Origin of the sequence: Candidatus Palauibacter sp., assembly GCF_965216145.1 — a bacterium.
Lineage (GTDB): Bacteria > Gemmatimonadota > Gemmatimonadetes > Palauibacterales > Palauibacteraceae > Palauibacter.
Genome location: NZ_OZ244149.1, coordinates 3,705,656 through 3,719,181, shown reverse-complemented (window position 1 = coordinate 3,719,181; position 13,526 = coordinate 3,705,656). Strand labels below are relative to the sequence as shown.

Annotated in this window: 8 protein-coding genes; 3 read left to right on the top strand and 5 right to left on the bottom strand. The window is 69.0% G+C overall.

The window, feature by feature from the left end; genetic code table 11:
* Positions 1–33 precede the first annotated feature (33 nt).
* The gene (locus tag ACOOHF_RS16000) at positions 34–1,740 is read right to left on the bottom strand and encodes an N-acyl-D-amino-acid deacylase family protein (RefSeq protein ID WP_420462432.1); all 1,707 of its coding nucleotides are present in this window, start codon (positions 1,738–1,740) and stop codon (positions 34–36) included.
* Here ACOOHF_RS16000 and ACOOHF_RS15995 point away from each other — a divergent pair.
* The gene (locus tag ACOOHF_RS15995) at positions 1,739–3,184 is read left to right on the top strand and encodes a CapA family protein (protein WP_420462431.1); all 1,446 of its coding nucleotides are present in this window, start codon (positions 1,739–1,741) and stop codon (positions 3,182–3,184) included. The genes ACOOHF_RS16000 and ACOOHF_RS15995 overlap by 2 nt on opposite strands.
* 2 nt (positions 3,185–3,186) lie before the next feature.
* On the opposite strand, the gene ACOOHF_RS15990 is transcribed toward ACOOHF_RS15995, so the two are convergent.
* Together ACOOHF_RS15990 and ACOOHF_RS15985 are read right to left on the bottom strand one after the other, a co-directional pair.
* Positions 3,187–4,404 carry an ATP-binding protein gene (locus ACOOHF_RS15990; RefSeq protein WP_419935825.1) on the bottom strand — a complete coding sequence of 406 codons (1,218 nt, stop codon included), beginning with the start codon at positions 4,402–4,404 and terminating at the stop codon, positions 3,187–3,189.
* An 84-nt stretch (positions 4,405–4,488) separates the two neighbouring features.
* A complete protein-coding gene (locus ACOOHF_RS15985; protein ID WP_420462430.1) occupies positions 4,489–5,223 on the bottom strand; it encodes an aspartate/glutamate racemase family protein in 735 nt (244 codons plus the stop codon).
* Positions 5,224–5,324: 101 nt separating this feature from the next.
* On the opposite strand from ACOOHF_RS15985, the gene ACOOHF_RS15980 reads away from it, so the two are divergent.
* Both ACOOHF_RS15980 and ACOOHF_RS15975 read left to right on the top strand, forming a co-directional pair.
* Positions 5,325–6,620 (top strand): aconitase X, encoded by a 1,296-nt coding sequence (locus ACOOHF_RS15980; protein ID WP_420462429.1) that lies wholly within the window; start codon positions 5,325–5,327, stop codon positions 6,618–6,620.
* Positions 6,617–7,057 (top strand): aconitase X swivel domain-containing protein, encoded by a 441-nt coding sequence (locus tag ACOOHF_RS15975; protein WP_420462428.1) that lies wholly within the window; start codon positions 6,617–6,619, stop codon positions 7,055–7,057. Before ACOOHF_RS15980 ends, ACOOHF_RS15975 begins: the two co-directional genes overlap by 4 nt.
* Before the next feature lie 7 nt (positions 7,058–7,064).
* Here the strand turns inward: ACOOHF_RS15975 and ACOOHF_RS15970 are convergent, their stop codons facing one another.
* Complete coding sequence (locus tag ACOOHF_RS15970) at positions 7,065–8,534, bottom strand: amidohydrolase (RefSeq protein WP_420462427.1); 1,470 nt, start codon at positions 8,532–8,534, stop codon at positions 7,065–7,067.
* Between the two features lie 98 nt (positions 8,535–8,632).
* Positions 8,633–13,513: an Ig-like domain-containing protein gene (locus tag ACOOHF_RS15965; RefSeq protein ID WP_420462426.1), complete on the bottom strand. Its 4,881-nt coding sequence runs from the start codon at positions 13,511–13,513 to the stop codon at positions 8,633–8,635.
* Positions 13,514–13,526 lie beyond the last annotated feature (13 nt).

Below are 13,526 nucleotides of genomic sequence, written 5' to 3'. Positions count from 1 at the left end.
TTCTTTCCGTGTTTCTTTCCGTCGGCCGGGCGGTCAGCGCGCCTTGACGAGCGCTTCGCCGGCCAGAGCGTCCGTGAAACGGCCCGCGTCGATCGCGAGCGTGCCGTTCACGAGGGCGTATTCGACCCCTTCGGCGAGGCCGTGCGGGTCTTCGTAGGTGGCGGTGTCGCGGAACCCGTCGAGGTCCACGACGAGGATGTCCGCGAACGCGCCGGGTTCGAGGACGCCGCGACCCTCGATCCCGTAGAGCCGGGCGGGGAGCGCGGTCATCGCATGAATCGCCTGCTCGAGCGTCGTGATGCCTTCCTCCAGGACGTACTTCCGGATCCGGCGCGGGAAGGCCCCGAACCCGCGCGGGTGCGGGTGTCCCTCGCCCGGCACCCACAGGGAGCCGTCGGACGAGGTCATCATCCACGGCTGCGTCATGAAACGCTCGATGTCCTCGTCGTTCATGTTGAAGGAGGTGAGGCCGGTGCCGCCGCCTCCGTCGCGTGCCTCGACGAGGAGGGCGAGCGCGGTTTCGACCGCGTCCGTGCCGCCATCATCCGCCACATCCTGGAGCGTCCGGCCGCCGTGCGGTCCACCCTGCAGCATGAGCCGGTCCGCGCCGCCCCGCCGGTCGAGGTTCTCCCACATGTCCGCGACGAGGCGGGTTCGCTCCGCCGGGTTCTGCATGCGGGTGTAGAGGGCGCCGTCGTCGCCCGCGAGCGCCCAGCGCGGGACGAGAGCGCCCACGATGCTCGTGCCTGAAGCCTCGTAGGGATACTGGTCCGCGTAGACGGCGAGACCTTCGGCCCGGGCGGCCTCGATGTGGCGGACGACGTCGGCGGACTGGCCCCACACCCGGGGCCCGAGCGCCTTGATGTGCGTGACGACGCCGGTGATCCCGGAGCCGCGCGAGATCTCGATGACTTCGTCCACGGCGCCGAGCAGGCCGATCGAGTAGTCCGACTCGTCGCGGATGTGGCTCTGGTACACGCCCCCAAACTCCGCCGCCACCTTCGCGAGTTCGATGACCTCGCCCGTGGGGGCGTACGAGCCGGGGGAATAGTAGAGGCCGGAGGAGAGTCCGAAGGCGCCCCCGCTCATCCCGTCGAGGACGACCGCCCGCATGCGGTCGAGTTCCTCCGACGTGGCTTCGCGCGCCTGCATCCCGAGTACCGCGCGACGGACGCTGCCGTGGCCGACGAACTGCCCCACGTTGAGTCCGACGCCGGGGTCCCGGATCCGCGCTCGCTGGTCCGCGAGGTCGACCGTGCCACCCCCATCGGGGTTGACGAAGATCGTCGTGATGCCCTGCGCGAGGAGGGGACGCGCAGTCCGGAGTTCGTCCCGCAGGAGCGCCGGCATGGCGTGCGAATGCGTGTCGATGAAGCCGGGGAAGACGTGTCGGCCGGTCGCGTCGATCACCCGGTCCGCGGTGGACTGCCCCAGGTCGCCCACGGCGGCGATCCGGCCCCCATCGACCGCGACATCGTCGGCTCGGGCCTGTCCGCCGGAGCCATCGACCAGGATGCCGCCGCGGATGATGAGGTCGTAGCTCTGCGCCGCGGCGGGCCGGGCCAGCGACACCGGTCCGGCGGAGAGGGCCGCGGCGGCGAAGAGGGCGCTGAACGCCCGGCCGGCGTGGCGGGACGAGATCGGGAAAAGCATGTTGTAGCGCATGCAGTCGAATCTGTCGGCCCGGATGGGAACCGCACAAGCAAAGCCCACGCAGGCACGCTCATCGGAGGCACTCATGCGCTGGTATCGTCTTCCGCTCTCGCCCCTCGCCCACGCCGGACACCCGGCCGCCGCCGGACACCCCGTCGCAGGCCTCTCGATCGCCGGACTCGTGGCCGCGGTCTTCCTCGCGGCCGGACTCGCGCTCGCGAAGCCGGCGGCGCTCGAGGCCCAGGCGTTCGAGGACGCGCGCGGGGACATGTCCATCGCCCTCGCCGGCGACGCGATCATCTCGCGGAAGATGTCTCCCTACCGGGAGCCCGAGTTCCTCGCGCTGCGCGACATCATCCGGAACGCGACCGCCGCGTTCGTGAACCTCGAGATCCTCTTCCACGACTACGAGGACGACGTGATCCCTGCCGCGGCGAGCGGCGGCACCTACATGCGGGCGGAGCCGGAGATCGCGCACGAACTCGCCTGGTTCGGTTTCGACATGGTGAGTATCGCGAACAACCACACGATGGATTTCGGCGCCGGCGGGGCGCGGCGCACGGTGGAGGCGACCGAGGCGGCGGGCCTCGCGATCGCGGGCTTCGGCGAGAACCTCGCGGAGGCGCGGGCCCCGGCCTACGTCGACACGCCCGGCGGCCGGGTCGCGCTGATCTCGATCGCCTCGACCTTCAACGACGCCATGCGGGCCGGCCACCAGCGCCCGGACATGCGCGGGCGTCCGGGGCTGAGCCCGATCCGCTACGAACGGCACGTGACCGTGACGGCGGACCAGATGGCGGGCCTCCGCGACGCGCTCTCGGCGGCGGGGCGGGGCGGCGGCTCCGGACCGAGACTGAACTTCGGCGGCATGACGTTCATGGTGGGCGACAAGCCGGGCGTGAAGACGGTGCCGCACGCCGGGGACCTGGCGGAGATCGTCGAGGTCGTGAAGGAAGCGCAGCGCCAGGCCGAGTGGGTCATCGTCACGAGCCACACGCACGAGGGCGCGGACCGGCGCGAGGTACCGGCCGACTTCATCGTCGAGGCGGCGCGGGCGTTCATCGACGCGGGCGCGGACATGTTCGTGGGCCACGGCCCCCACATCCTGCGCGCGGTCGAACTCTACCAGGGCAAGCCGATCTTCTATTCGCTGGCGAACTTCGCCATGCAGAACGAGACGATCGAGTTCCAGCCACAGGACAACTACGAGGCCCAGGGGCTGGGGTACGAGGATCTTCCGGGCAAGTTCCAGGATGTGCGGATCGAGCGCGCCGGCGCGTCTTCGTTCCCGGCGGGGAAGGGGTTCTGGGAGAGCGTCGTCCCCTACGTCGAGTACGAGGGCGGGAAGCTGAAGGAGATCAAGCTCTACCCGATCACCATGGGCTGGCAGTTGCCGCGGCCGGTGCGCGGGCGACCGATGTTGGCCGACGACGCGCTCGGAAAGGAGATCCTCGAGGGTCTGGCGCAGCTCTCCGCCGAGTTCGGGACGACGATGACGATCGAGAACGGCGTCGGCGTGATCCGGCCCTGACACTAGGAACCGGCGCCCAGGAACCATGGGAGGATCCGAACGCCGCCGAGATCGAAGTCCTCCGTTCCGCCGTGGACCAGCACGCCGCCCTGATTCGGGTTGGAGGGAATCGAGGTCCACCACTGCAGCGACGAGATGGCGTCCGGGGGCACCGTTCGTCCGGACTTGACTTCCACGGGAATAAGGCGGCTGCCCGCGTCGATCAGGATGTCGATCTCGTGGCCTGTCGCGTCGCGCCAGAAATACAGATTCGGATCGCGGCGCCTGGCGGCGCTGGCCTTGACGAGTTCCGCGACGACGAAGGACTCGAAGATGGCGCCTCGCAGCGGATGTCTCTCGAGCGTCGCCGCATCTTCGATGCCCAGCAGATAGCACACCAGCCCGGGATCGAGAAAGTGAAGTCGCGGACGCTTGCGCAGTCGCTTGCGGTAGCTCGCGTGATGCGGTGGCAGCGTTGTCGCGACGTACCCGATCTCGAGGGCGGTGAGCCATCGTCGGGCGGTCTGATGCGTGACGCCCGCATCGGCGGCCAACCCGCTGAGGTTGAGTTCGGTGGCGGTACGAGCCGCCGCAAGCCGCACGAACGTCTCAAACGTCCTCAGATCAAGAACCTGGGTGACCTCGCGAAGATCGCGCTCGACGTACGTTCGGAAGTAGTCCGCCATCCATTCGCGCGGCGAAAGGCCTCGGTCGTGTACCGCCGGATAGAAGCCGGTCAGGAGCGTCGCCCATGGATCCAGTTCCGACAGCCGCTGCGCCACCGCTGGCGCCAGGGCCGCGCCGCGTCGATCCAGTTCGCTCGGGTCCAGTGCCGGGAACCCGTACAGTTCGGCGAGCGAGAACGGCAGAAGCAGCAGGAGCGCGGTTCGGCCCGCCAGCGTCTGCGACACGGATTTCATGAGCAGGATGTTCTGCGACCCGGTGACGATAAACCGGCCGGGTCGCCCCTCCTCGTCCACGAGTCCCTGCACATACGACAGCAGTTCGGGAGCCCGCTGGATCTCGTCAAGGATCATGCGGTCCCCCTGCGCCAGAAACCCGCGGGGATCGGCGATGGCCCGCGCCCGCACGTCGGGCGCCTCGAGCGAGGCGTACCGGTATCCGGGAAAGACCGCTCGCACGAGCGTGGTCTTCCCGGATTGTCGGGGCCCGGTAACGGTGACGACGGGATACTGCTCCGCAGCCCTCCGAAGCGCGGGGGTCAGATGTCGCGGGATCATGGCGAGAGTCTGATGGTTGCGGCAGGTCGTGTCAAATTGATGACGCCATCATCAAAGTGGCACGATCGTGGATTTGTCTCGGCGTCAGACGGTGGCGGGCGAGATCTGCTTGCGGGGCGAGGGGTAGGCGCGCGGGGACGGCCGCACGCCGGTCGCGGCGAAGGACTCCGCCGCCTTGAGCGCCGCGAGGACGGGGTTGATGACGGGCACCCCGAGACGCTCGGAGAGGGTCCGGGAGACGTCCAGGAACCCCATCGTCATGCAGCCGAGCACGATCGTGTCGGCGCCCGCGCTCAGCGCCGCGTGCGCTTCGAGTTCCATCGTCTCGAGCACCTGATCCGCGCGTTGCCGAAGCTCGAGTACGGGCACGTCCACCGCCCGGATGTCCGCCACGAGCCCCTCGAGGCCATAACTCCGCATCTGGCGGCGGATCGCCGGCACGACCTCCTCGACCACGGTGATGATCGCGAAGCGCTGCCCCATCTGGGCGGCGGCAAGCGCCCCCGCCTGGCCGGGGCCGATGACGGGGAAGTCCACGAGTTCACGGGCGGGGGCGAGCCCGGGGTCCCCGAAACACCCGATGATCATCGCGTCGAAACCCTCCGCCTCCAGGCGGGGCGCGGCGTCGAGGATGCCCGGGACCGAGAGGTATTCCTCCGCCGACGACTCGACCGAAGCGGGACCCTTTTCCGTCTCCCGCACCACGGCTTTGGTTCCGGGGAAAGCGGCGGTGTTGAGGAAGGCCTCGCGGCGCACGAGTTCCTCCGGTCCGAGGGGGCCACGGGAGAGGGGTCCGGGAAGGAAGTAGACGATGCGCATGTTCGGATCCGTGGGCTTCAGACTTGTGGGCTTGTAAGACGGAATATGGGACGAAACACGAGACGGAACACGAGACGAAACATGGGACGGAACATGGCAGGATGGAACACGTCGGGATGACCGGCGTCCGCCTCGAAGCGAGGGACCTTGCCCTCCTTGAGGGAGAGGAGGGGGAGGGTGCGCGGCTCGCGATGTCGGTCGTGGCGCGGATGGCCGACGTGGTCAGGGCTCGGGAATTGCTGGACATCTCGGCGGCGCACATCGACTCGTCGCTCTACCAGGGGCCTGCCACGCTCGAGTTCGCGGAGCGGCTGGCGGAGGGCGGCGCGCGCGTCCGCGTGCCGGCGACGCTCAACGTGTCCGGAGTCGACGTGGGCGGGTGGCGCGACTGGGACGTGCCCTCGTCGTGGGCCGAGCCGGCCCGGCGCCAGATGGAGGCCTACGAGGCGATGGGGTGCGAGCCCACCTGGACGTGCGCGCCCTATCAGACGCAGCCCCGGCCCCGCTTCGGCGAGCAGATCGCGTGGGGCGAGTCGAGCGCGATCGTGTTCGCGAACTCGGTGCTGGGGGCGCACACGGAGCGCTATCCCGATCTGCTCGACATCTGCTGCGCGATCACGGGCCGGGCCCCGGCGGCTGGGCTCCATCTGACGGAAAACCGGGCCGGGGAAGTGCTCGTCGACCTCTCCGGCGTCCCGCGACGGCTGGCGGAGGAGTCCGCGCTGTACCCGGTACTGGGACACTGGATCGGGCTGCGCGTCGCAGGGTGGATCCCGGTGCTCGACGGGCTGCGGGCCCGCCCGGAGGAGGACGACCTCAAGGCGCTGGGGGCCGCGATGGCCTCATCCGGCGCGGTCGGACTGTTCCACTGGGTCGGGCTCACGCCCGAAGCGCCGGACCGGTCCGCAGCCTTCCAGGGGAGGGAAGCGGCGTCACGGCTGCGTCCGGGGCCCGAGGAGTTGCGCGCGGCACGGGACGAACTCGGTTCGGGGCTCTCCGACGCGGACGGTCTCGACCTCGTCGTGCTCGGGAGTCCGCACTTCTCGCTGTCCGAGTTTGCCGCTCTCGCGCGGCTGGTCGATGGTCGGCGGCGCCACCCGGGCGTGCGCCTGCTCATCACGACGGGGCGGGCGGTGCGCGCCCTGGCCGGGAAGGCCGGCTACCTCGACGCGATCGAGGCGTTCGGCGGCGAGCTGACGGTGGACACCTGTATCCTCACGACGCCCATGTTGCCGGACGGGATCCGTCGCCTGATGACGAACTCGGCCAAGTACGCGTGGTACACGCCGGGCCTGCTCGACCGCGCGATCGCCTTCGGGAGCCTGGCGGACTGCGTGGATTCGGCCATCGCCGGCCGCGTGACGCGGGACGACAGCGCCTGGTCCGCCGAGCCATGAACGACGGACCTGCCGCGACGGGCTCCGGTCCGCTGACCGGCCGAGCCCTCGTCCCGGGTGCTGCGGAAGGCGCCGTCCTCTACTCGTCGGAGCCGCTCAGCTTCTGGGGCGGCTACGACGCCGAGACCGGGGAGATCATCGACCGGCGCCATCCGCTGGCCGGCCGGAACGGAACCGGGCGCATCATGGCCATTCCGGCGACCCGCGGCTCCAGCACCACGACCGCTGTCCTCCTCGAGGCCATCCGCCGCGGCACGGCCCCCGCGGCGCTCCTGACCCGCGGGCCCGACACCTTCCTCGCGCTCGCCGCCATCGTGGCCGGGGAGCTCTACGACCGGGCTCCGCCCGTCGTGGCCCTCAGCCCGGGCGACTTCGACGCCCTCGGCGCCATCCCCCGCGCCCGCGTCGAAGCCACGGGCGTGGTCACTCCGCTCTGAGAGCCCCTCAGCGCCGGTAGTCGAGCGGCGGAGGGCGATCCCCGAGCAGCGCGGTGTACTCGAAGTCCGCGCCCCGGCGCTCCGCCAGTTCCTCCCACGCGGCGGCGATCACGTCCGGCGACTGGAACAGTTCGATCATCGTCCGGGCCAGCGTCTTGGCCGCGACCATCATCCCCTTCGTGCCGATGTCTGTCCCCCCGGCCGCCACCGCCTGCCAGCTGTGCGCCGAGGTCCCCGGCACCCAGGTGGCCGTCGACAGCCCCGCCGTCGGTACGACCCAGCTGATGTCCCCCACGTCCGTCGAGCCGCCGCCCACGCCCTCGACGCCAAAGTCCACGATTTCACCCTCGGAGCCCAGCGGCCGGGACGGGCCGCCCTCGAACGTGGCCTGGATCTGGCGGGCGAAAACTCGCTCCGCCTCCGTGTACTCCACGCCGCCGACCTTGCGGAGGTTCGCGTCCATCACCTGTCCCAGCGCGACGTTGGGCACGAGGTCGTACAGCCCGTGGATGACCTCGTACTCCATCTCCGTTCCCGTACCCATCGCCGCGCCCTCGGCCGCGCGCGCGACGCGCTCGAACAGCTCGAGCACCGTGGGGGCGTAGGGATGCCGCACGTAGTAGTAGACCTCGGCGAAGTCCGGCACGACGTTGGGCGCGAAGCCGCCATGCGTGATCACGTAGTGGATGCGCGTCTCCTGCGGGACGTGCTCGCGCATGAGGTTGACCATGTGGTTCATGGCCTCGACACCGTCGAGCGCGCTGCGCCCCCGCTCCGGCGCCCCCGCGGCGTGCGCGGAGTAGCCGCTGAAGCGGAACTTGGCGGACTTGTTGGCCAGCGAGCGTCCCGCCTGCGCGCTGTTTTGCGACCCGGGGTGCCAGTGCAGCGCGACGTCCACGTCGTCGAACAGGCCGTCCCGCACCATGTACACCTTGCCGGCGCCGCCCTCCTCGGCCGGCGTGCCGTAGAGCCGGATCGTTCCCTCGTGCCCACTTGCGTCGAGCCAGTCCTTCACGGCGATCGCCGCCGCCACGGAGCCGGTGCCGAACAGGTGGTGCCCGCAGGCGTGGCCCGCGCCCCCCTCGATGATGGGCGAGCGCTCGGGCACCGCGTCCTGCGAGATGCCCGGGAGGGCGTCGTACTCGGCCAGAAGCCCGATGATCGGCCCTCCGGAGCCGTAGGTCGCCACGAAAGCGGTGGGCATGCCCGCGACGCCGGACTCGATGGAGAATCCGGCGGCCTCGAGTTCGCCCTTCAGCAACGCCGAACTCTTCTCTTCCTGGTAGCCGACCTCGGCCCACTCCCAGATCTGCTGTGCGACGCCCGCGTAATGGTCGCGGCGGGCGTCGATCGCAGCGACCTGGGCGTCCTGAGCGGCGACAGTGGCGATCGGCAGAAGGGCGAAAAGCGCGGCGCCGAGAAGGGGGCGGCCAGAGAGGTGTCTGATCATGATCGGACGATGGGTGTGAATGAACATCGTTTCCGAACTCCTCGGTGAATTGGCGGGATCGAACGATCCGGGAAGCTGGGCCCGGAAAGCTCCGTTGGCCAGAGAAGGTCCCGCCCGCCTGCCGCTCAGCGCCTCCAGGCGGCGGCGTCCGGCAGGCCTCGGCTCACGAGCACCTCCAGACCCGCATCCCCTCCGAGCTCGGCTGCGCTGGCCCGAGCCAGAACATCGGCCGGCAGATCCCGCAGGAAGCCACGTATCTGACCACTGTCCGGGTTGCGGAGGATGACCATGGGGCGGTTCGTGTCCTGGTCCAGCGTCACTGAGCCCCCGAGGCCCGAGAGCGTGATGCTGGCCAGACTCGCCTCCCACGATGGCCGCGCCGGGACCGCGAAGGCGAAGCCCGAGCCGCCCTCGCCATCCGCCACCTCCGGCATGTCGAAGCGGAACGAAAACGCCTCCTCGCCGTTGGTCGTGAGGGCCGTGACCTCGTAGGCACCACCCGACCGCGGCAGGACGGACGGGGCGTCGATCACGAAGGTCGGTTCCAGGAAGGGTCTGCCGTCCGCACCGATCCCGCCCCACACGAGGAGCGACCGGGCCGCGGCCGCCATGGCCACGGCCGAGGCCCTCATCGCCTCAGCCAGACGATATCTGAGCGCCTTGGAGAAGCTGTAGGGGCCGATCCACCGGGGGCGACAATACGACATCAGATCGGGCGCCGATGGCCACACCAGCTTGCCGGCGTCGCGGGCGTCGTATCCCCAACCCCCGATCCGGCCGTTGCGCTCCGGAAACAAGGCATCGAGCTGACGGGGACCGCCACATGGGGCGTGCAGCAGACTGAAGTTGTGGCCTAGTTCGTGCGCCATCACGTCTGCGGTGGGTGTCGAGAAACTGGTCTTACCCGAAAGGTGCGCAATCCCCTGACTCAATCTGCCCGTAATCATTCCCATGGCGTACCCGCCGATACCCTCGGCCACCCGTATCGCGTCCGTCTCGGCCAGCAGCCCCGCGAAGCTCGTCGTCGAACTCCTCACCGGCTCGTGCGCCGTCACATTCAGCTCTGCGACCGGGAGCAGCGTCCGCGTCTCGAACAGGCGCTCGTGCCCCGCCGGATCCGTCGCCATGTCGGAAACGTACTCCAGGACTGCATGGTGCGGCGCGGCGCTCGACAGGAACGGGATCAGCGTCAGTTCGAGGGGCGGGAGTTCTCGGACATCGACCATCGAACGTCCGGTCTCGGGAATCCGCCGCGTCACGCCCAACTCCGAGGCCAGCGTTTCGTCAGGGTCGATCTCGATCACCATCTCCAGCCCCGGCTGGACGACTTCGGCGGGGACCGTGACGTTGGCCGAATTCGAAAGGCTACTCTCGTCGATTTCTCTCGGGATCGGGTTCGACTGGCCCGGGATGTTCACCACATGGGCCTCGGAACCCCCCAAGTAGAAGCTGGCGCGTACGGGCGGCATGCCGAGCTCGGTTCGCTCCGCCGTCACAAACACGCGCAGCAGCGCCGCCTCGCCCGCCACCAGCGGCACTGGGGAGGTGCTCGACTGTACTGCCTGGGTCAGGTAGGCCATCCCCCCGTCGACCGCGTCGCACAACGGTAGCCACCAATCGCGGACACCTTCCAGCCACTCCTGGAACGCGACGTCGGACGGCGCGCAAAGACCCGTCCCGCCCGCCTGGAGCCTGTCGAGCTCGTGCAGCGTCGTGAGGTTGGTGGGCACCGATCCTGACAGCCCTCGGTTGAACGCCAGATTCAGTTCCCGAAGGCTCGTCAATCCGCCAAGTTCCGCCGGGATCTGACCTTCGAGATCGTTGTGCTCCAGCTGCAGGCGCAATAGCCGCCCCATGTTGCCGATCTGCGGCGGGATCGAACCCGAGAGGTTGTTGTGCCGGAGACTCAGGTGCTGGAGGTCCGCGAGGTTCCCGATCTCGGGCGGGATCGGACCGGAGAGGTTGTTGTACGAGAGAGTGAGTTGCCTGAGGCTGGTGAGGTTCCCCAGAGCCGGCGGGATGGGTCCTGAGAGTCCGTTGTTCTCAAGGAAGACATGGGTCAGGCCGGTGAGACGCCCCAGTTCGGGCGGGATCGGCCCCCGCAGGTTGTTGGTGCCCATGTAGATTCCCAGGATGCGTCCCGAGTCATCGGCCGCGACCCCGAACCAGCGATTGAGCGGTTCTTCGGTCAACCAATTGGAGTTGTCCCTCCAATTGCTCCCGCCGGTCGCTTCGTAGAACGCCACCAGTACGTCGCGGTCCGAGAACGCACCGCACACTTTCCCAGTGCCCTGATGCGACTCGATCGCCCCCAGCCATGCCCCGAGGGAAACGTCGTTCGGCACGCAGAGATCCGTATCCGCATAGTGGAATTCGCTAAGGGGAAGGTTGGCTAGGGACAACGGCAGGGGGCCCGTGAGCGGATTGCCCGATACCCGAAGCTGCGACATGTACGCCAGCGTGCCGAGTGCCGCCGGCAGCCGACCCATGAGGCCGTTGTCGCCCAGGTCGAGCCTGCGGACATGTCCGAGCGAATCCGTGCGCACGCCGTGCCATGTCTCCACCGCGTCGTTCGACAGCCAGCCATCGGCGTTCGACCAGGCCCCGCCGCGGGTCGACTCGTACAGGGATTCGAGAACCGCCACGTCCGACTCATTGCAGAGTGGCCCCTCCAGGATCTCGAGCTTTCCCAGCCACGATACGAACTCCGCGCTCCCAGGCGCACAGAGGCCACGGTTGTCGTGGAATGTCAGACGCCTCATCCCATTGAGTCGCGCCAGGCGCCCGGGGAGAGGCCCGGTCAATTCGTTGTCCTGCAGGTAGAGACGCGACATGAGCGAAAAGCTCCCCAGTTCAGCAGGCACCGGACCGGTCAGGCTGTTGCCGTAGAGTTCGATCCATCCGAGCATGGGTGCGTTGCCGAGTTCTGGAGGGATGAACCCGGTCAGGCTGTTCCCTCCGAGCTGCAGGATGCCGAGCTCGGGAAGGTTCCCGAGTCCGGGCGGGATCGAGCCGGTGAGGTCGTTACTCTCGAGATTCAACTGCTGCAGGCGCGACAGCTTGCCGACCTCCGGCGGGATCGGGCCGGCCAGACTGTTGCTTGGTAGGTGGAGGATATTCAGACGGGGAATGTTTCCAAGTTCGGGCGGAATCGGCCCTGTCAGGTTGTTCGATCCCAGATACAGCCGTCGGACGCGCCCATGACTGTCCGTTCCGACGCCGTGCCAATCCTCGAGAGGCGCGTCGGTAAGCCAGTTTTCGTTGTTCGTCCAATTCGACCCGCCCGTCGCCTCGTAGAGTGCCCGCAGCATGTGTGGATCCGGCGTCCAGACCGTGATTTCCGCCCTCCCCGAAACCCGTCCCGTGGTCGCCGTAATCGTGGCGGTCCCCTCGGCGCGGGCGAAGACCAGCCCGGGGTCCGATTCGTAGACCCGAGCCACGGAGGGATCGCTCGAAGTCCACCGGAACACGGCACTGGCCATGGCATGGCCGTTTGCATCGAAGGCCTCAGCCGTCAGTTGCAGCCGGTCACCCCCGCCGATGGTGTCGGCGGCAGGCGACACGATGACCGTATCGACCTGCTGAGCGACCTCGATCACGACACTGTCCGTCGCGGACCCCGCCGCCGCCTCCACCCGGGTGTTTCCGTTCTCCACCGCGGTCACGAGGCCCGCAGAATCCACAGCGGCCACGGTCTCGTCCCTGCTCGTCCAGGCGACGACAGCGCCGGGGATGACCCTCCCCACCTGGTCGCGCACCTCCGCCAACAGCCGAATGGTGTCGCCCAGCGCCGTGAAATTCGTCCGCTCGGGGATCACGGTCACGATCGTCGGGACCAGAGCCATGACCAGGAGGTCGGCCTGTCCGGGCAGGCCGCCGGAGGTGGCAGTGATGACGGCCTCACCCGGGCCGACGGCCCTCGTGAGGCCCGCGGAGTCCACTCGAACCACGGACGTGTCGCTTGAGACCCAGTTGACCAGCGCTCCCGCCACCGGTTGGCCGTTCGCGTCCGTTACCCGCGCGGTGAAACGGAGCGTGTCGCCCACGAACAGAGTGTCGGCGGCCGGAGAGACCACGACGGAGGCCGCCGACTGCCCGACCCGCACCGACGCTCTGCCCGATACCTCGCCGGCCGTCGCCGAGATCCGCGTCTGCCCGTTACCCGTCGCCGTTACGAGTCCTGCGGAATCAACCGTGGCCACAGCGGTGTCCGCGCTCCCCCATGCGACCGGTATCACCGCAATGATCCGGTCGCGCTCGTCTAGGACCTGAGCCGTAAGACGGATCGTGTCCCCGAGAGCCATGAACTCGATCTCGGGCGGTGTGACGGTCACGGTCTTGACGATCGGGAGCGTGACGATCAGGCGGGCCCGGCCCGCCACTCCGCCGGACGTGGCCAGGATCTCCGCCCTTCCCGGGCCGACGGCGGTCGCCAGACCCGACCTGTCCACCTCGGCGACCGACGGGTCGCTCGAAGACCAGCCAGTCGTGGCGCCGGCCACTGGTTGCCCGTTCCCGTCCAGCGGTTCGGCGGTGAACCGAAGAGTGTCTCCGACGACCAGCGTGTCGGTCGTCGGCAACAGGCTGATGGACCGGACGATCTGGGATACCTCCACCGGGGCCGTCCCGGCGACGTTCCCCGCCGCGGCCGTCACGGTCGTGGACCCGTTGCCCCGCGACGTCACGAGCCCCGAGGCGTCGACCGTGGCCACCGATTCGTCCTCGATCGTCCACGCCACGGGGACGGTGGTCAGAATCTGTCCGCTGCGATTGCGGACCTGCGCGGTGAGTTGTGAAGTGGCGCCGAGGGCGCTGAACCGTGCCGAGGACGGCGTGATCGTCACCGTCGCGGGGAGTTGCGCGTCGGGCGGGTCGGGTCGAGGCGGAACCGGACCTGCGGTGCTGTCGCCGCACGCGAGACCAAAGGCCGTGCCAGCAAACAGCGCTGCAACGACGAAGCCTGCAGGGCGTCCGCGGAGCGTCGTGCGACGCTGTGACGAGTTCATCGGTGGCATGTCC